The sequence below is a fragment of the Streptomyces crystallinus genome, from assembly GCF_039521265.1.
Classification (GTDB): Bacteria; Actinomycetota; Actinomycetes; order Streptomycetales; family Streptomycetaceae; genus Streptomyces; species Streptomyces crystallinus.
Map to the genome: position 1 here is coordinate 307,714 of NZ_BAAACA010000014.1, position 18,741 is coordinate 326,454.

Genomic DNA, 18,741 nt, shown 5'->3' on the forward strand with positions numbered 1-18,741 from the left:
GCCAGTGGTGTGCGGGAGGCTCACCAGGTGAGGACGTGAGGACGGGAGGCCGTAGGGTTCTGCCCCGTGCCCGTGCTTGAGATATCCGACCTGATCACGGCGGTGGACCCGCGGAGCGGACGCCGTCTCCCGGTCTCCCGTGGCGAGGTCATCCGCCGACTCGACGAGGCGGGAGACGCCCGTGCCGCCCGCATCGTCGCCGGGCTGCCCGTGGACCGGGACGGGCTGCTGGACCCGTGTGCCGTGGACAGTCTGCTGGTCGGTGTGCACGCCGAGCTCCAGCGGCTCAGCGAGGAGCTGCGGATCGGCGACCGCCTCCTCCACCTGCTCGACCCGCTCTTCCGGGCGATACGGGAATCCAGCGGGCCGGGCCCGTACCGCCTGGTCGACGTCGGCTGCGGCCTGGGGTACGCGGTGCGCTGGCTGGCGGCGACCCACGCGCTGGGCCCGGACGTCGAGCTGGTCGGCGTCGACCTGGATGCCGCGCTGGTGGCGGAGGCCGACCGGCTGGCCCGCGCCGAGGCACTGGACTGCCACTTCGTCCACGGCAACGCCTTCGACCTGCCCGAGGCGGCGACCGTGTACATCTCCACCGGCGTGCTGCACCACTTCCGCGGCCCCGCCCTGACCGAGTTCTTCCGGTCCCAGGCCGCCTCTCCCGCGCTGGCCTTCTGCCACTTCGACATCGCCGCGACCAGCCTCGCCCCCATCGGCGCGTGGATCTTCCACCGCGCCCGGATGCGCCACCCGCTCGGCCGCCACGACGGCGTCGCCTCCGCACGGCGCGCCCACAGCGACGAAACCCTGCTGCGCGCCGCCGACGTCCCCGGGATCACGCCGCTGCTGTACGAGCCGCGTGGCGCGGCCAACCCGTTCTGCACCACCCTGCGCCCGATCATCGGCGTCCGCCCCCAGCTGGAAGACCCGTTCCGCCGGTCGCTCGGGCGGGCCGCGCGCCGGCTGTTCGACGCCGACCACCTCGTGGGACGAAGCCGATGACGCCCGCCGTGCCGCTCGCCCTGCTGGGCCTCGTCGACGCGGCGTTCAGCGGCTTCCGCGCGTACGCGGGCCGCGACGCCCGCATCCGCAAGCGCCGGGCGACCGCGCGGGCGGCCCTTCGTGGCCTGGCCACGGGGGCGGGCCTGCTGCTCGCTCCCGTACTCGTGGCGGCCCTCCTGCTCCTGACGGCGGCGGACCGATCCGCGACGTACGACGCCCTGACCGCGGGCGGCACCGGCTACCTCGTCCCGCTCGCCGTCTACGCCACAGCCGTCCTGCTCTCCCTCGCGGCCTACCTGGTCCTGCCGTTCCGCGCGAGCACACTCGCGGTGGTCATCGGACTCGGCCCGCTGACGCTGCTGCGCCCCGTGGTCATCGCGACCGCCTGCGCCGGCGCGCTCCTGAACGGTGGCGGCCGACCCGCCCTGCTGCTCGGCGCGATCGCGGGGGCGGCGGTACTGGCGGTCGAACCCGTGGTGCACCGCCGCTGGTACAGCGAGGTGCTCAGACCGTAGCCCTGCCGCGAAGTCCCCTGTCCGCGCCCGCTCGACCTGCGAAAACCCCGGTGCGACCGGTCAGTTCGGCAGGAGAGACTGGGCCGATGGAACACCACGACGAGGGACAGCCCGACGAGTACGAGGCGGCCGAGGAGGAAGCCCTCTACCTCAACCGCCGTCACCCCCTAGTGGCCAACGGCCTCCGCCTGCTGGAACACGCGGCGAGTGCCCTCGCCGACGAGGAGCCCGACCGGTACGAAGCCCTCTACCCCGTACTCCACCTCCACACCGCGGCCGAGGCCCTCCTGCGTGGGCGCCTGGCCATGCACTGGTCGGGTGACATCTGGCCCGCCCACAACGGGGACCAGGACAGCAACCGGCGTACGCGCGGCGAGTACCAGGGACTCGGTCTGCACCAGGCGGCGGGCATCGCCGCCGGCTGGTGTGAGACCGACATCGAGGCGGCGCGCACGGACCTCATGGCGTGGGAGTACGTACGCAACAGAGTGCTTCTGTCCTCGGACCGCGACTGCGACAGCCTGGTGGCGATCCGCTGCCGGGCCCTTCCGGTGCTGGAGCTGATGCTCGCCGTGGTGGAGACCGACGTCCTCGGAGAGCTGAGGGAGGACCTCACCGCCCAGTACGCGCGTGCCGTACGACGCTCACTGCGCCGGGCACGCGCGGCCACCGCGCGCGTCCGGGAAGCGGTGGAGGAGAGCCGTCGTGCGATCGCTCCGGAGCTGGCCCACTGGGAAGTGGTGGTCCCGTGCCCCTACTGCGGCCAGTTCGCCGTACCGGCGGGCCGGGACATGACCGAGTGCCTGCTGTGCGGACGGGACTTCGGCTTGTGCGCCTACCACGCGGCGGGCGACCTCGCCCCGCTGGCACCGGCCTACGAACCCGAACAGTGCCCGGACTGCGGCCACCACTCCATCCTGTACACCCCGACCGCCGCCCGGCCCGATGTCGAAGCGGCCGTGTGCATGGTCGATGGACAGGTGATGTGGGGTTGAGGGGGCCGGCAGTCGACTGCTGCCGTCAGACCCCGCCCTCGATGAGCGTCCAACCCGATGACACCTGGGCGAGCGAACCCACGTTGCGGTAGGTGCCGTTGACCAGGGTCGACGTCCAGGAGGTGCCGTCGCTCTTGTAGAAGAAGAGGCTGTCCGAGGTGCGGCCCACCTTCTCCCAGATGCCGGAGGTGCCGATCTTGTTGAAGTGGATGTTCGAGCCGTTGGTCGCCCTGGAGACACGGAATTCGAGTTCGTCTCCGGCCCGGGCCAAGGAGAGCACGGAGTCCTTGGTGGCGGTCAGCTCGCCGAGGAAGTCGTCCCTCGGGATGCCGCCCTTGTCGCGGTAGAGACCGCCGGCGAGGGTGCCGTAACCCACGTTGCTCCAGGGGAAGTCGCCCGACCCGTGGCGGGCCGCGGAGATCAACGTGTCGCACGAGGCGGCCATGGTGTCCCAGCCCGTGCTGAAGTTGTCGTACACGCGCATCTCGCGGTATCTGCCGTTGGTGAGGGTGCCGGTGACACCCACGCCGGTGTCCGCGTTGTAGAACAGCACGGAGTCGCCGGACGCCTTGACGAAGGTCCAGCCCGTCGAGAAGCCCTCGTAGGAACGGGTGCGGTGGTAGCGCCCGCCCCTGAAGGTGCCGACCTCGGCGGCCCCGGTGTCCGCGTTGTACAGCACCAGCGAGTCGCGGCTCGCGGCCGCGTGCGTATAGCCGGTCGGGAGGTCGAACCCCGCCTTGTACTGCCAGCGGCCGGCGGAGAGGGTGCCGGTCCCGGCCGAACCGGTGTCGGCGTTGTAGAACAGGATCGAGGTGCTCGGCGTCGTCCGGTCGCAGTACGGCGAGGTGGCGGACGCGGGCGCCACCGGACCGGCCAGCAGAACGGCCGTGGCGGACGTGGCGGCGGTCAGCGCGGCCACCAGGGTTTTCCTCATGATGCTCCCCTTTTCCTCGCACGGGGGTGCCTACGACACCGGGGTTCACCACAGTCCTCGTCCATGGTGCGCCGCCCACCGCCCCGGCGCATCTCGGTGCGCTCTCCTCCAGCAACCCTTGTCGTGGTCCAGCTCCCCCTCCCGCCGCCCGGCCCGGGCAGCTTGCGGCTCCGGGACAGAGGTGTTGGGTGATACGAGTCCGCAAGCCCAACTTCTTTGTGGCATCCGCCAGTACGGCCCTCGGACCAGCCGGGAGCAGACTTTCTGCCACGACCGCGGCCCGACGAGTCCCTCGTTCCCGGGGGCCGGTGGGGTCGCGTACCGGATGACGTACATGAGGGGGCGGCGCGTGAGCGTGCAGCAGCAGTACGACCAGATCGGCGAGGCGTTCGAGGGGTTCAAGTCCCTGCCGCTGATCCGTTGCGGAGAGGTGCCGAGCGTCCTGGACCTGGTCGGGGACGTGAGCGGCAAGTCGGTGCTCGATCTGGCGTGCGGCACCGGTTTCTACAGCAGGGAGTTCAAGCGGCGCGGCGCCACGGACGTCTTCGGTGTCGACATCTCCGCCGAGATGATCGCCGCCGCGCGGAAGATCGAGCAGGCGGAGCCGCTCGGCGTGCGCTACGAGGTGGGCGACGTGGGTGAACTGCGGCCGCTCGACGAGCGTTTCGACGTCGGCCTGGCCGTGCAGTGTCTCAACTACGCCCAGACCCTCGCGGAGATGGAGCGGATGTGCCGCAACATCCACCGCAGTCTGGTGCCGGGCGGTGAGTTCTTCATCTTCTGCCAGAACCCCGACTACCGGTTCGGCAGTCCGCCCCTGGACAAGTACGGGTTCCGCTGCGAGCCCACCGGCGAGGAGGTCGAGACGGGCATCCGGTCGCGGGTCACCGCTCTCCTCGACCCGCAGCCGATCAGCATCGTCGCCACGGCGCCGCGCCACGAGGTGTACGAGCGGTGTCTGCGGGCGGCCGGGTTCAGCGCCATCGAGTGGGTCCCGCTCCAGGTGTCCGAAGCCGGGATACGGGAGTTCGGCGAGGACTTCTGGGCCGATCTCCTCGCCAACCCGCCGCTGGAGATGCTGCGCTGCCGAGCCTGAACCGCCGGCGGGTCACCGGGGGGCCTACCGTACGCGAAGGTGTACGCGTGGGGCGTGAGCCGCTCAGGCGGCCACGCACTCCGCCAGCAGAAGCCCGCCGATGCCGATCATCATCGCCCCGGAGACCCGGGTGACCACCCGGGCGGCCGAGGGCCGGGCCCTCAGCACGGTCCGCGCGAGCACGCCGACGGTCAGGTAGACGACGGCGCAAGCGGTGAGGTGCACCGTGCTGAGCAGCCCGGTCTGCGCGGCGACCGGCCACCCCGCATCCGCGTCGAGGAACTGCGGGAACAGCGAGAAGTACAGCAGCAGCGCCTTCGGGTTGAGGCCGCTGATCCCGGCCCCCTTGAGCACGACCTGCCGGCGGGAGGAGTCCACGGCCCGGTCGGAAGCGGCCAGGGCGGCGGGCTGCCGCAGCACACCCCAGCCCAGCCACAGCAGATAGCCCGCGCCGACGACGGTCAGCGCCGTGAGCAGGGTCGGTGAACTCGCCACCAGCACCGCCAGGCCCGCGACGGCCACCAGCGCGTACGCCGCGTGTCCGACGATCAGCCCGGCGACCGCCGGAACGACCGACCGATCGCGCAGGCCGGCCGATATCGCATAGGCCCAGTCCGCGCCCGGAGTGACCACCAGCAGCAGGTCCACAGCCAGAAAAGCCGCCAGTGTGGTCGTATCCATGAATCGTTCCCTCTCACGCTCTTCAGTACGTGAGGAAGGCTAGGTCCGATTCCCTCGAAAGTGTTTCCGGATTTGGCTCATGATCGCGCCTTCTGAGGGAGAATATTCTCCATGGACGCCCTGGACCGGAAGATTCTTACCGAGCTACAGCTCGATGGCCGTCTCACCGTCACGGAGCTCGCCGCCCGCGTACGGCTGAGCGTGTCGCCGTGCCACCGGCGGCTGCGCGACCTGGAGCGCGAAGGCGCGATCCGGGGATACCGGGCGGTGGTCGAGCCGGGCGCCGTGGGACTGGACTTCGAAGCCCTCGTCTTCGCCACGCTGCGCTGGGAGGACGCCGACACGGTCACCTCCTTCGAGGAGGCGGTGACCGCCATCCCGCACATCCTCCAGGCGCAGCGCCTCTTCGGCGAGCCCGACTACCTTCTGAGGGTCGCCACCACCGACCTCAGCGCCTTCCAGCAGCTCTACGACCAGCAGCTCGCGCGGCTGCCCGGGGTGCAGCGGCTGACCTCGACGCTCGTCATGAAGAACGTCATCGACCACCGCCCGCTGCCCGAGTAGCCGGAGACGGCCACCTGGGCGGCGTACGTCAGGCAGTACCGCTCGCCGCCCAGGCGGCCTCGATCATCTCGAAGATCTCGTCCACCGCCGCCTGCGGATCCGCCGCCCCACGGGCCAGCGCATAGGCGTCGATCACGAACCTGGCGATCGTCCGGCAGGCCGTGGGGGTACGCGCCGGACCGGGATCGGCGGCGATGGCCGTCGCGAGCGACTCCGCGTGGCGCAGCCGCATCGACTCCTCGTACTCGCGCAGGGCGGGTGAACCGTCGATCATGCGCCAGACCGGGTCGGCGCCCTCCCCCGTGCAGTGCCCCACCAGCACATGGATCTCGCGGCGCAGCGCGGGCATGAGCGGCTCGCGCGGCGCCCGGCCGGTGACCGCCCGGGTCAGGCGCTGCTCGAAGTCCTCGTCCTGCTCGAAGACCAGCGCCTCTTTGGAGGCGAAGTGGGAGAAGAGCGTGGTGACGGCTACGTCGGCCTCCGCTGCCACCTCGCGGATGCCGACCGCGTCGTACCCGCGTTCGAGGAAGAGCCGCAGGGCGGTGTCGGCGATCTTCTGACGGGTGGCTGCTTTCTTGCGCTCACGGCGTCCGGGGGGCACGGTCACACCCTGACGCTATCAGATACAAATCCGTATCTGTTCCAAAACACTAACCGTTAGTGTTACGGTCCCCGGCATGAAGAAAGTGAGCTTCGCCGAGTTCGGCGGCCCGGACGTCCTGCACCTCATAGACGCCGAGGAGCCCCACGCGGGCCCCGGCCAGATCCGCATCGCCGTCCGCGCGGCGGGCGTGAACCCCGTCGACTGGAGGATTCGCGAGGGCCAGGTCCTGGGGGCCCACCCGACCCGACTGCCCTCGGGAGTGGGTCTCGACGCCTCCGGCGTGGTGGACGAAGTCGGTGAGGGGGTCGAAGGGGTAGAGGTCGGCGCCCCCGTGTTCGGCGAAGGGGCGAGCACATACGCCGAGTTCGCCGTGCTGTCGGCCTGGGCCCGGATGCCCGAGGGCCTGAGCTTCGAAGAGGCGGCCGGATACCCCTCCGTCGTGGAGACCGCGCTGCGCGTCATCGGCCAGGTCGGTGTGCGGCCGGGGCAGACGCTGCTGGTGAGCGGGGCGGCGGGCGGTGTCGGATCGGCAGTCCTCCAGATCGCCCGCGAACGCGGTATCACGGTGATCGGCACGGCCGGGGCCGCGAACCAGGACTATCTGCGCGGCCTGGGCGCCCTCGCCACGACGTACGGGGACGGCTGGGTCGAGCGGGTGCGGCGGCTCGGCCCTGTCGACGCGGCCCTCGACCTGGCCGGTTCGGGCGTGCTCCGCGAGCTCGTCGAGCTGACCGGGGACCCGCGGAAGGTGGTCACCATCGCCGATCTCGACGGCCCTGAGCTCGGTGTCCGATTCTCCGGTGTGGCGGGGAGCGTCACGGAGGCACTCACCGAGGCCGCCGACCTCATCTCGCGGGGCAAGCTCCACATCCCGGTCCAGAAGTCTTACACCCTCGCCGAGGCCGCGGCGGCGCACATCGACAGCCAGGCCGGGCACACCCGCGGGCGCCGGGTCATGGTCGTCTGAGCCGCGCCCCGGACGGCTGCGGGCCCTGGCCCCGCAGCGCTGATGCCGCCCCCGCGAGGGCGGCATCAGCGTTCATCGGTCCGGCGCCTAATTAACCGTCAGCTCCGCGATTCCCGGACGCGTCTTGGCCCCGGCGTCGCCCTGCACCGTGACCCGTACATACCGCGCGAGGCGGACGTCACCCGCCGCGGCGCGCTGCCAGTGCCGGCCGTCGAGGGAGAGGTCGACGGTGTAGGCGGTGGGCTTGGTATCGGTCCAGGTGGGGGTGACCTTCTTGACGCGGACGGGCTTGGCGAGGTCCGTCGTCAGCTGTCCACGTGCGCCGTCGGGCACCCAGGCCGTGGCCGTGTTGCCGTCGACCGCGGCGCCCGCGTACATCCCGGGCTGCTGGGACGAGGCCGTGGCGGTGGTGCAGCGGGCCGCGTTGGTGGTGGGTGTGAGGTCGGGGCGGCGGGTCTTGAGGACGGCCGGAACGTTCCTGCTGACGATCTGCTCGCCCTGCGGGGTGTCGAGCGTCATCGGGGCGCCGCCGGTCAGGCGCACGGTGGTGCGGTGGGCGCCGATCTCGATGTCGTAGGTGCGTCCCTGCCAGGTCAGGCTGTGCAGCGTGACGCCACGTCCGAGCTGCGGGGGCAGCATGGGGTCGAGGTGGAGGCGGTCCTCCCGCATCCGCATACCGGTCAGGCCGTTGGTGAAGACCTGGAGGAAGCCGCCCTTGCCGGTGAGGAAGTCATGGGCGGGCGAGCCCGCGAGAGGGTCCTGGGCGCCCGCCTTGTCGCCCCGGGCCTCCGAGAACTGGTCGAAGGGGCCGCGTACGAACGGCTTGATGGAGCGTTCCAGATAGGTGTACGTGGAGCAGCCCGGCTCGCCGATTCCGGCGGCGTCGATGGCGTGCACCGAGTCCGTCATGGCCGGGCCGTCCGGGTCGGTGCGCTGGGCGTAGTAGTCGAGGGTGGCGGCGCCGGCGCCCTCGGGCATCGGCCACTCCAGCGGGTACATCAGCAGGACCGTGTCGGCCTGCTTGATGGTGCTGCCGCCGTAGCCGTCGTACTGCCGGAACACCTTGCCGCGCGCGTCGTAGGGGATCCGGATGCGGTCGGCGATCGACTTCCACGCGGCGGGCGCCCGCTCGCCGAGCAGTTCGGCGGCGCGGGTGGCGTGGCGCAGGGCGGTGGCGGCCCCGGCGTTGGTGAAGACCGCGTCGTCCACACCGTTGCTGTACTCGTCGGGCCCGGCCGTGTCCTTGATCGAGTAGCTGCCGTCCGGGTTGGCGCTGACCCGGCCCGCCCAGAACTCGGCGATCCCCCGCAGCACCGGCCAGCCGCGCTCGCGCAGCCACCGCGTGTCCTTGGTGGCCAGGTAGTACTGCCAGGTGGCCAGGGAGATGTCGGACTGGAGGTGGATCTGGGTGCGGCAGTGCGGCGGGTCGACACTGTGGCACTCCTTGGCCAGATCGCCCGAACTTCCGCTGTTCCAGGGGTAGAAGAGGCCCTGATAGCCGAGCCTGCGGGCGTTCTCGCGCGCGCCGGCACGGGTGCGGTAGCGGTAGTCGACCACGGACTTGGCGAGTTCGGGCCGGGTGGCGAGCAGCCCGGGGTACATCCAGGTCTCGGCGTCCCAGAAGACGAGGCCCGCGTAGTTGTCGCTGGTCAGGCCCGCCGGAGCGATGCTGTTGGCCGCGCCCTCGCGGGTGTTGGAGAGCAGCCCGTACTGCGCGGAGCGCACCCACGCCTGCATCTCGGGCTGTCCTGCCACCTCGATGTCACTGCGCCACAGCCGTGACCAGGCGGCGGTGTGCGAGCGCAGCAGGGCGTCCCAGCCACGGTCGGCGGCGCGCCGCGAGGTGGCGGTGGCGTCACGGCGCGGGGCGCGCGAGGTCAGCGCCGTGTCGACGCCGACGTACTTGGTGAAGTCGTAGGACTGCCCGCTCCGGACGGGCAGGGTGAGAGCCTGATGCGCAGTCATCTGCTGTGCCGACTTGGCCTGTTGGACCCTGGTTCGGTCCGCTCCGTGCCCGGCGCGCAGGGTGGAGGCGACGGCTCCGTCGACGTTCGTGCCCTCCGTACGGAACGCGACGTCCATGGTGGGGGCGGTACGGGACCCGGCGCTCCGGTCGCCGCCGCCGGTCTGTCGCATACGCCGCGCGCCGCGCCCGTCCAGTGTGTCGGTGACGGTCGCCTCGCCGCTCCAGTGCGGCGTCATGCTCATCCGTACGGCGCCCACGTGCGGGTCGACGCGGTCGGTGAGGACCTCGTAGACGAGGTCGGTGCGGCGGCCGTCGGCGGCGGTCCAGGTCAGTGACGTACGGACCAGGCCGCAGTGGAGGAAGAGAGTCTGACGATAGTGGGAAATGCGGCCGGGCGATGTCGAAGAGTTGAAGGTATCGCTCCGCGCCCCGCCGGTGGTGACATCGAGCGTGGTCCAGGTCGGCAGGGCCGCGACGGCCTGTCGGTCCCCGGCGGTCCGCTGGTTGTGCGCGTACAGGCCGGACACGAAGGAGCCGTCGTAGCGCGGGGTGAACAGCGGCCAGCCGGTCTTGGCCTTGCTGTCCGCGTAACCGGCGCCGTGGGGAGGCACCCGCTGCCCCAGGTAGCCGTTGCCGACGAAGGCGTGGTGGTCGTCCGCCGCGCCCATACGGGTGGTGCCGAGCGTCCAGCTGTCGCCGGTGCGGCAGGTGGGGGCCGTGTCGGCGGTCGCGGCGGCGGTGTTCCGCGCTGTCGAGGAGGCCGCCGCCGGGGCGGAGGTGACCAGCGCGCCGGCCAGCAGCACCGCGGTCAGCCGGGCGGCGCGCGGCCGCACACCGAGGGAGTACGTCATTGTTCTCCGTCACTCTGGTTCGCCTGCGAAGGGTTCTGGGACCATAAATTTCCTGAACGATAGACGTCAATAGCTGTGCATTACTTGTCAAGTGTCGAATCTATGGAGGTGTGGTCGACACATGGTGGCAGTCTCCCCCGGCGGCACCCGCGCTCACTGGAAGAGATGACCGAGGTCCTTCACCCATTCGTCGAGCTGCCGCCGCACCGCGCCGACGTCGGTCGACGCGGCCTTCAGCAGCGTGCTGGCGCAGGGGCCCGCGGCGCTCTGACCCGGGTAGGGGCCGCTGGCGTCGATCGGGACCGGCGCGCGGGCCATGGCGGAGGACAGGGTGGTGACGAAGACCGTGGCGACCTCGCGCGCCGCGCCCTTCATATGCTGGCAGGCCTTCTCCGCGGCGGGGCCGAACAGCTCACCGGAGGGAACCCACCGCGTCGCCGCGTACCACACCGCGAACTCGTAGAGCTTGTCGCTGAGTCTGTCGACGAGGTCCGTCTTGTTGCCGATCCCGGCCGCCGTCACCGTGCCGCCGAGCGCGGTGGCGAAACGAGCGGCACGCGAGGCCCACTCGGCCCTGCTGCCCAGCGGGAGATAGTCGGCGAGCGCGTCCGCGATGCCCTTGCCGCGCGCGTACTGCGGGGGCCCGCCCGGAGTCGTACCGCAGGCGACCAGGTATCCGGCCGCGTCGCCCTCCAGATTGTCCATCACCCCGTAGTCCGAGGTGCGGTTATGGAAGATGACCTCCACGCCGGCCGGCCGTACGATCCGGCGCTTGGCGAGGTTGGCGGCGCCACCGCCGAGGTCGCCCAGCCAGGTCACGATCTCCAGGCCGGTGCCGCCCTGGCCCGCGAAGGTCATCGTCCGCAGCGTCTGGCTCGACCGCACCTCCAGCCCGATCAGCATGTGTCCGATGTCGATGCCGCGCCCGTGGTCATGGATGCTCTGGCTGGCCTGGAGGTCGGCCATCAGCGTGGTGCCGGTGAAGGCCGGCCGGGGGTCGGCGGGCAGCGTCGCCCCGGTGTACGTCAGGAACCCGAGGTTGCGGATCTGCGCACCGCCCATGCTGCGGACGGACTCCACCTTGTAGTCCAGGCTCCACGGTGTGCCGTAGTAGACCCCCCGCAGTGTGCTCACCCGGTCCAGCGGGCTCGTCTGACCGGCCTTTTTGATCAGTAGGTCCTCCGCGGCCCGCAGCAGTGCGACCACGGTGCCGAACGAGGTGGCCTTCGCCATGCCAACCGCTCCTGTCCCTCAGTTCTCCACCCACTCGCCCGACGCGTCCTTGCGCCAGACGGGCAGCTCGTCGTCGTGGCGCAGCCTGACCAGGGTCGTGGGGATGCGCACCCGCCACGGGGCGCCCTGCGGGACCTCGTCGCCGGGACGGCCGAGCCGCTCGGCCAGTTCGTCGGCGATGGGCAGATAGAGCGGGCTGGTGATCGCGGGCAGCGGGCCGCCGTTCCACAGCTCGCCGAAGTTCATGTAGTGGTCGACGGCCCCTTCGAAACCGGGGCGGATCGGTACCGTCACCCGGCAGAACCCGGCCTTGAGGAACTGGTTGAACTGTGGGTCCGGGTCCTCGTAGCTCAGCCGCTCGTCCCACTGGTTCTTACGGCCCCAGAAGTACGGGTACGCCACCCACGTCAGGTGCTCCCACTCGATGGCCTGCTCGAAGAACCGTACGTACGCGCCTTCGGCAGCGGCCTCGGCCACGTCGATCTGCGGGATGTCCCGGCCGTCGGTGCGCACCACGTTGATCGAACCGAACAAGTCGAAGTGCTGGTCGGTGAGGATGCTGATACAGCTCTTGCGCAGTTCGTCGGCGACGATGAGCTGGTTGGCCAGCGGGTTGCGGCCCTTGATCGGCACCCCGGCCTGCAACTGGAGCGCGGCGAGCTGCTGTTCGTACTCCGAGAGGCGCGCGAGGTAGGCGGTGGTGAGTTTGGCGTGGGTCTCCAAACGCCACTTCTCCATGGCCCGCTCGGTGCGCTGGCACTTCACCTCGACCCCGACGGCGACACCGGAGATCCGCCAGGTCTGCACGGCGACCGGGACGGAGTCGCGCTCCTGAGTCATCGGCGCCGTCCACAGCCAGTCGCCGTACTTGAAGCGGTGGGTCCGGCTGCCGACGAGCACGTCGACGCTGCAGTTCTGCTGCCAGAGGTTGAACAGCGCGCCGCAGGAGACCTGCACGGCCATATAGCCGTCGTCGATGCCGATCTGTCCCGAGTGGGTGTAGTCGGTCTTGCTGTCGCCGCCGCCCGCCTTGAAGTCGAAGGACTTCGTGCGGTACATCTCCGGCGGCGGCGCCACGTCCGTCGCGTGGTAGAGCTGCACCCACTGGGCGAAGTTGAGCTCGGTGAGCTGGTCGGGCCGCAGGGTGAACGGGACGGGCTTGGCGAGGTCCACCGCGCTGGCGTGCGCCGACTGGAGGGTCTCGATGAAGTACGCGGCGGGCTCCGGCACCATGAAGTCGAACATGCTGCGCAGCCCGTAGTTGTACATCTGGGCCTCGTAGACCTTGTTCACCCACTGGTAGACCCCGGAGATGTTGCCTCCGCCGTTGCGGTTGTCCAGCCCGTGGGTGTTCTTCTCGGTCACCTCGGTGGTGATACGCAACGACGTGCGCTGGAGGACGCGCTCGGAGATCCGGTTGGAGCTGCGCTGGGTCACGTCCTGCGCGAAGGTCGCCGCCGACTTGGTGGCCTCCTCCTTCGAGCGGGACAGCGAGCCCTCGACGGAGGCGTTGAACTCGACCGTCGGCCCGTACTTGCCGGACACCGTCAGACCGGCTTTGAGCTGCGCGTCCTCCTTGATGACGGCGCTGGCCTCCCGGGTCATCTCGAACCGGTCGGTCGACTCCAGCTCGCGTTCCTCGGCCGTGATGGTCTCGGTCTCGGTGAACGTGATCTGCTCGGTCTCCTGCCGCCGGGTGTGCTCGCGCTGCTTGCTCTCACCGCGCAGCACGTTCTCGATGTGGGCGACCTCGGCGCCCTCGTAACCGACCAGCTGCTGGCGCACCAGGATCAGGTCCGCCACACCGGAGGGGGCGACGGTGCCGCGCGTGTGCGGGATCCGCTCGTCCACCAGCGGTACGGCCTCCGGCAGCAGCTCCTCGCCGACGACCAGGTCCGTCCACGGCGAGGGGAGCGGGGTCGAGACGGTGACGAGGGTGTCCCCGACGCGCTTGACGCTGCGCCGCGTCGGACGGCCCACCAGGGTCTCCAGCTCCGCGCCGATGGAGACCCGCTCGTCCTCCAGCAGACCGACGATACGGTCCAGCGGCTGGGTGTTCACCCCGATGCCACGCTCCGACAGGAGGGTCTTGGTGGCCGGGCTCAGCGTGTCCAGGGCGCTGGCCCGCAGCCGGAAGCCCAGGTCGCTCAGTTGCAGGGGCGTGAACGGCGGGGTGCCCGACAGCAGGTCGGTCTTCGCGCCGAAGACCTGGCCCGCGAGCAGTGCGGCGCCCTCCACGGGCGGCACCGGCGGGGGCTGGGCCGGAGGGTCGCCCGCCGCGGGATCGGCGACGGGGTGGGTCTCGGCGGCGCCGGACGCCTCCTCCCCGGTGCCGGGGCTGAGCGGGGTGGCCGGGACCGGGCCCAGGGCGCGCAGGTTCGCCTCGCCGAGGCGGCTGTGGAAGCTGATCTGCCGGACCAGCTCGGCCGGAGGCTGGAAGTCGGCCCCCGGCACGGAGCCCTCGCCGCCCGTCTGCGAGGTCGCCTGCAGATGCTCTCCGCCCAGCCCGGTCAGCTCCCCCACCGCGTCCCGCAGCTGCTTGTGGGTGGCCAGCAGCTGCGCGGCACGCTCACGGCGGCGCGCCGCGGCCTGTTCGTCCTGCTCCCGCTGGCGGGCCTCGGCCGCAGTCGTCGAGAGCTCGGGCTCCAGGCCGGTGGCCCTGGGCAGCTTCACCGACCGGGCCAGCGCCCGCCGGGCGTCGTCCGCCTTGGCCGGGAAGACCGGGTCGGAGACCAGGCGCGCGATCACCTCCAGGTAGCGCAGCTGGTCCGTGAGAGCGGCGATCGGCCGGCCGTGCTCGGTCGGCAGGTACTTGATCGCCAGCAGACTGTCCCGCAGCCGCGACACCGAGTCCTGATACGGCTGCCCGCCGACCACGGCCGCCGGCTCGGCCCCGTACGCGTCGCGCACGGCCTTGACCACGGCGAGCCGTAACGCGTTCGCCGGCCCGGGAGGCGGACTCGCCAGCAGGCGTCCGAGAGCGGCGGCGAACGCGGTGGTCTGCGCCGCCAGCGGCGTCTTCGCGGGTGCCCCGATGAATCGGGGCGACGCGACGAACTCCCCTGCCACGCGGCGCAGTTCCGTACGGGGTGTGCTCGATCCGGACGCGGTGGCGAGCGCGTCCTGGAAAGCCGACTGCTGAGCCAGTTCGATACTCGGCTGATCCGGGTCCTGGCCGACCGCGGGGCGGATCAACGACATACGGAATAGCGGTTCCATAGAGCTCTCCAGTAAGGCTCGACCGGTCAGCGCGTGCGGCACGGCGGCGGACACCGGTTCCACGGTCCAGGCAGGATGCCAGGACACCGCCGAACGGCAAACGCTTCGTTCCGCTGAGCGGAACGCGGGCCGGCGAACGGGCCCCTGCCGGAAGGCGGACGTGCGTGCCGCACCCCACGGACCAGGCAAGACCCGAAAGACAGGCCCTAGCGCCCGAACACCACATACACCCCTGCCACCACGGTCGCCAGCAGCCCCCCGCACACGGTCACCTCCACCGACGACGTCAGCACATACGTCCCACCGACACTCGCCGTCACACCGTTCACCAGGGCCACCAGCTCGGCGGCACGCGGGCGCCTCGCGGTGGGGCGGGCGGTGTCGACGTCGCGGCTCCTGCGGCCCTTGGTCGTCCTGCGCTGCATGATGTTCCGCCTCCTCACGCTCGTACCCAACAGGCCGGTGAGGGAAGGCCGTTGTGCAACAGGCTCTCCGGAAAGGATCCGGAGAAAAGGGTGTCCGCGTCTTGCACGGATCCGCCCCGCCGCCCGCCCTATAGGAGTAACCGACGTCCCAGGGGGTGGCCGCGTGAGCGTGGAAGAGAAACCGGGGCCGGATCCCGCCGCGCCGGACGGCTTCGACACCTTCTACCGCAGCGAGTACGCCGGCATCGTGCGCACCTTGCGCAAGGGCGGCGTCTCGCCGGAGGAGGCCGAGGACGCGGTGCAGGAGGCGATGCGTCAGATGCTGGCCAAGTGGCCGTCCGACTACGTACGCCCGGCCGCGTGGGTCCGCAAGGCGGCCTGGAGCGCCTTCTATTCGAAGGTGAGCCGCGACCGCAGGCGACAGGAGTTGGAGACCGTCAACGCCCTGCGGGACGCCCGGGCCCGCGTGCCGGAGGCGGAGGCCGATCCGGACGAGAAGGAACGCGTACTGCTGAGAATCGCCGGTCTGCCACCGCGCCAGCGCGAGGTGCTGGCGCTGTACTACGACGGCTTCTCCATCGGGGAGATCACGGCCCAGCTCGGCTGCAAGCCGGACACCGCCCGCAGCAATCTGCGCCATGCCAAGGAAGCGCTGCGCAAGGCGCTCGAACAGGAACTGGGGCCGGAGCACCGCCCCGACGCCATCTGACGCAACAGAAGGAGGTCCCCGTGTCCAGGAACGAGAAGCGGAATGCCGCGGCCCGCCGAGTGCCCGCCAAGGATCGTCAGGGGCGCCGGGACCCCGCACGCGATGTGCACCCGGCCTTCGGGCGCTATCTGCGCGCGGTCGACGACGAGGTGCGCCGCACCCTCACCGGGGAGGAGGTCGACCGTCGGCTGGGCCAGCTGCTGCGGGCGCACGCCGCACGGCCGGCGCCCGCGCCGCCCGAGGACACGGACGCGGCCCTGCTGGAGCCACGGGCGGCGTGGGCCGCGTACGGCCGGCGCGCGGTCGTGCTGTGGCTGACGGTGGTCACCACGGCGGCCGACCCCCGGCTGCGGCTGACCGGCGACGACATCGACGAGATCACCGTGGAGACGGTCGCCCGGGCCCTGAGCAGTCTGCGCGACGAGTCCCCGCAGCCCGAGCTGATCCCGGCACCCCAGGAGGCCTCCACCACGGTGAAGACGGTGTTCCTGAGCGAGTGCGTACGCCATCTGCCGTATGTGCACGAGTGCCACTGGCTGATGAGCGAGGACGCGCCGTTCGACGGGCTCGACGACCGGAGCGGCACGCCGGTCGTGCCGATGCTGTGGCAGTGCGCGACCCAGGGCCGCGCCCACACCCTGCACCGACTCGGCCTCGACCGGCCGGGAAACGCGGACCGGGAGAGGCGCGACATCCTCAAACTGACGCCCGCCGCGATCCGGTCCGCCGCCGCCCGCTACCCCGACGCGGTCGACCCCGCCTCCCTCTGCTGACGCACAGGCCCGTACGTACGCCCTTTCCGAGCAGGACAGACGGCCATGAACGATCCGCACGTACAACAGATACTGCGCCGCTCCTACGAACTGGACCACGGCTACTACGCGGTGGGTGTGGAGCTGCTGCCCTACAAGCTGGTGGGTGTGATGGCCCAGACCGACGGCAGAGTGACGGCCAGGGCCCACAAGAACCTCACCGTGATGGAGCCGCAGGACGTGGTCGAGCACATCGCCGAGCTCACCGCGCACCTGGTCGCGGACGCCCTGGGCAGCAGTTTCCCGCGTCGGCGGATCTGTCTGGGCGTCCAGCTCGGCGGCCCCGTGGACACCTCGACGGGGCTGGTGCGGCGCTATGCCAACCCTCCCGACGACCACGGCAAGGACAAACCTCCGCCGTACGCGTGGGTGGACTTTCCCCTGGGCACCGCACTGCGGACCGCCACCGGCTGTGTCACCGCCGTGGACAACGACGCACACGCCTTCGCCGCCTACGAACAGCGCTTCGGAGTGGGGACGGACAGCCCCACCTTCGGTGTCGTGCTGATCCGGGACGGCGTGGGCGCGGGCATGGTCGTCCAGCACGAACGCCTCGCCGTCCCCCTGGAGTTCGGGCATCTGCGAGCCTCCCGGCGCGGACGGCTCTGCGACTGCGGTATGCGCGGCTGCATCGAGAGCCAGGCCGGGGCGCGGGCGCTCACCGCCGTGGTCAGGGAGCGCACGGGCTGCCGGCGGGACGGGCTGGAGGGCGCGATCGGCCTCGCCGAGAGCGACGAGCCGCAGGCCGCACCGGCGCTCAGCGCCTTCCGCAGCGCCGGCGCCGCCATCGCCTTCGGGATCGGCCAGCTGCTGAGCCTCTTCGGCCCCGCCCAGATGGTGGTGTACGCCGCCCGGGACCTGATCACCCCGGGGCCCGGACGGCTCGCCGCCAACGCCTTCCTGCACGAACTGCACCGCTCTCCCACCTACGCCTTCCAGACGTTCCGGGAGTGCCAGGTGGTCCCCAAACCGCTGCAACCCGTGCTGGGCGCGCACGGCGCGGCCCTCATCGCCCTCCAGAACTGTTTCGGCGTCCGCCTCCGTTCCCGCTAGGACCCTAGGAGCACCCCCTCATGGCCCTTCCCCGCTACGCCATCGGACTCGACGTCGGCGGCACCAAGATCGCGGCCGGTGTGACGGACGCACACGGCGAGGTCATCGCCAAGATCACCCCTCGCCCCTGCCCCGCGTCCGAGCAGGACGCCGTGCTCACCGCCGTCCTCGACGTGATCGAGGAGCTGAGAGATCCGTACGGTACCGCCGGCGGCGTCGGCGCGATCGGGGTCGGCGCGGCGGGCCTCGTCGACTGGCCGCAGGGCCGTATCCGTACCGCTCCCAACTCCGGCTACCGCGATGTGCCGCTGAGGGCACTGCTCCAGGACGCCACCGGGCTGCCCACTGTCGTCGACAACGACGCCAACACCGCCTGCTGGGCCGAGTACCGTCTGGGCCACCGCGCTCCGTACATGGCGTTCCTCACCGTCGGCACCGGCGTCGGCGGCGGTGTCGTCCTCGCCGACCGGCTGTTTCGCGGAAGCTCCGGCATCGGTACGGAGATCGGCCACATGGTCGTCGATCCCTACGGGTCACAGCGGTGCGGCTGCGGCACCGTGGGCTGTCTGGAGGCCCTGGCGTCCGGAACCGCGCTCGGCCGCTACGGGGGCGCGGCCGCCGCCCTGGACCCCGGCGGCACGCTCGCCACGCTCGCCGGAGGCGCCTCCCACGTCACCGGGGAGACCGTCTCCGCCGCCGCGCTCCAGGGCGACCCGACGGCTCTCGCGCAACTGGAGCGGCTCGGCCACTGGCTGGGCATCGGGATCGCCACGCTGGTCAACCTCTTCGACCTCCAGCTGATCGTGCTCGGAGGCGGCGCCGCCCAAGCGGGCGACCCGCTGCTCAAACCGGTGCGGGCGAGCTTCGAACACTTCGTCACCGCACGGGCCCACCGCGAGCTGCCCGACATCGTGCCCGCGCGGCTGGCCACCGACGCCGGCTGGATGGGCGCCGCACTGCTCGCGCTCGAGGCCCAGGGGGGATGACGCTACGCATTCGGCGTAGGAGCAGTGGCTGAGGTGGTGGCCGTGCCTCACGGTGTGGACCAGGAAGGGCGGCGTCGTCTGCCGTCGCCCCGCCACTGCGTCGAACAGCCGCCCCCTCGAACAGGAGATCTG

Annotated in this window: 17 protein-coding genes; 10 read left to right on the plus strand and 7 right to left on the minus strand. The window is 71.2% G+C overall.

What is annotated here, in order from left to right; translation table 11 throughout:
* The first annotated feature begins 66 nt into the window (after nt 1-66).
* The 3 genes from ABD236_RS11985 to ABD236_RS11995 all read left to right on the plus strand — a co-directional run bounded on the left by ABD236_RS11985 (nt 67) and on the right by ABD236_RS11995 (nt 2,509).
* Nucleotides 67-999, plus strand: a complete 933-nt coding sequence (locus ABD236_RS11985; protein WP_344073404.1) for a class I SAM-dependent methyltransferase — start codon at nt 67-69, stop codon at nt 997-999.
* Entirely contained in the window at nt 996-1,514 is a 519-nt protein-coding gene (locus ABD236_RS11990; RefSeq protein ID WP_344073406.1) for a hypothetical protein, read from the plus strand. Before ABD236_RS11985 ends, ABD236_RS11990 begins: the two co-directional genes overlap by 4 nt.
* A gap of 86 nt (nt 1,515-1,600) precedes the next feature.
* Entirely contained in the window at nt 1,601-2,509 is a 909-nt protein-coding gene (locus ABD236_RS11995; RefSeq protein WP_344073409.1) for a hypothetical protein, read from the plus strand.
* A gap of 25 nt (nt 2,510-2,534) precedes the next feature.
* Here the strand turns inward: ABD236_RS11995 and ABD236_RS12000 are convergent, their stop codons facing one another.
* A complete protein-coding gene (locus ABD236_RS12000; protein ID WP_344073411.1) occupies nt 2,535-3,443 on the minus strand; it encodes a hypothetical protein in 909 nt (302 codons plus the stop codon).
* Between the two features lie 349 nt (nt 3,444-3,792).
* Here ABD236_RS12000 and ABD236_RS12005 point away from each other — a divergent pair, with 349 nt between their 5' ends.
* Nucleotides 3,793-4,539, plus strand: a complete 747-nt coding sequence (locus ABD236_RS12005) for a class I SAM-dependent methyltransferase (RefSeq protein ID WP_344073413.1) — start codon at nt 3,793-3,795, stop codon at nt 4,537-4,539.
* Between the two features lie 63 nt (nt 4,540-4,602).
* On the opposite strand, the gene ABD236_RS12010 is transcribed toward ABD236_RS12005, so the two are convergent.
* Entirely contained in the window at nt 4,603-5,220 is a 618-nt protein-coding gene (locus ABD236_RS12010; RefSeq protein WP_344073415.1) for a LysE family translocator, read from the minus strand.
* Between the two features lie 111 nt (nt 5,221-5,331).
* Here ABD236_RS12010 and ABD236_RS12015 point away from each other — a divergent pair, with 111 nt between their 5' ends.
* A complete protein-coding gene (locus tag ABD236_RS12015; protein WP_344073417.1) occupies nt 5,332-5,784 on the plus strand; it encodes an Lrp/AsnC family transcriptional regulator in 453 nt (150 codons plus the stop codon).
* Between the two features lie 28 nt (nt 5,785-5,812).
* Here ABD236_RS12015 and ABD236_RS12020 read toward each other — a convergent pair whose 3' ends face one another.
* Nucleotides 5,813-6,391 (minus strand): TetR/AcrR family transcriptional regulator, encoded by a 579-nt coding sequence (locus ABD236_RS12020; protein WP_344073419.1) that lies wholly within the window; start codon nt 6,389-6,391, stop codon nt 5,813-5,815.
* A 70-nt stretch (nt 6,392-6,461) separates the two neighbouring features.
* On the opposite strand from ABD236_RS12020, the gene ABD236_RS12025 reads away from it, so the two are divergent.
* Entirely contained in the window at nt 6,462-7,355 is an 894-nt protein-coding gene (locus tag ABD236_RS12025; RefSeq protein ID WP_344073422.1) for an NADP-dependent oxidoreductase, read from the plus strand.
* Nucleotides 7,356-7,442: 87 nt separating this feature from the next.
* Here ABD236_RS12025 and ABD236_RS12030 read toward each other — a convergent pair whose 3' ends face one another.
* From ABD236_RS12030 to ABD236_RS12045, 4 genes are all read right to left on the minus strand, one after another.
* Nucleotides 7,443-10,172, minus strand: a complete 2,730-nt coding sequence (locus tag ABD236_RS12030; protein WP_344073424.1) for a glycosyl hydrolase family 65 domain-containing protein — start codon at nt 10,170-10,172, stop codon at nt 7,443-7,445.
* 153 nt (nt 10,173-10,325) lie between these two features.
* Nucleotides 10,326-11,405 carry a hypothetical protein gene (locus ABD236_RS12035; protein ID WP_344073426.1) on the minus strand — a complete coding sequence of 360 codons (1,080 nt, stop codon included), beginning with the start codon at nt 11,403-11,405 and terminating at the stop codon, nt 10,326-10,328.
* An 18-nt stretch (nt 11,406-11,423) separates the two neighbouring features.
* Nucleotides 11,424-14,606 (minus strand): hypothetical protein, encoded by a 3,183-nt coding sequence (locus ABD236_RS12040; protein WP_344073428.1) that lies wholly within the window; start codon nt 14,604-14,606, stop codon nt 11,424-11,426.
* A gap of 224 nt (nt 14,607-14,830) precedes the next feature.
* Nucleotides 14,831-15,049, minus strand: a complete 219-nt coding sequence (locus tag ABD236_RS12045; protein WP_344073430.1) for a hypothetical protein — start codon at nt 15,047-15,049, stop codon at nt 14,831-14,833.
* 163 nt (nt 15,050-15,212) lie between these two features.
* Between ABD236_RS12045 and ABD236_RS12050 the strand changes: the two genes are divergently transcribed.
* The 4 genes from ABD236_RS12050 to ABD236_RS12065 are packed head-to-tail and all read left to right on the plus strand — an operon-like array spanning nt 15,213 to nt 18,609.
* Nucleotides 15,213-15,758 (plus strand): RNA polymerase sigma factor, encoded by a 546-nt coding sequence (locus tag ABD236_RS12050; protein ID WP_344073432.1) that lies wholly within the window; start codon nt 15,213-15,215, stop codon nt 15,756-15,758.
* Between the two features lie 20 nt (nt 15,759-15,778).
* Nucleotides 15,779-16,531: a hypothetical protein gene (locus ABD236_RS12055; protein WP_344073434.1), complete on the plus strand. Its 753-nt coding sequence runs from the start codon at nt 15,779-15,781 to the stop codon at nt 16,529-16,531.
* A 45-nt stretch (nt 16,532-16,576) separates the two neighbouring features.
* Complete coding sequence (locus tag ABD236_RS12060; RefSeq protein WP_344073436.1) at nt 16,577-17,623, plus strand: ROK family protein; 1,047 nt, start codon at nt 16,577-16,579, stop codon at nt 17,621-17,623.
* A gap of 20 nt (nt 17,624-17,643) precedes the next feature.
* Nucleotides 17,644-18,609 carry an ROK family protein gene (locus ABD236_RS12065; RefSeq protein ID WP_344073438.1) on the plus strand — a complete coding sequence of 322 codons (966 nt, stop codon included), beginning with the start codon at nt 17,644-17,646 and terminating at the stop codon, nt 18,607-18,609.
* Nucleotides 18,610-18,741 lie beyond the last annotated feature (132 nt).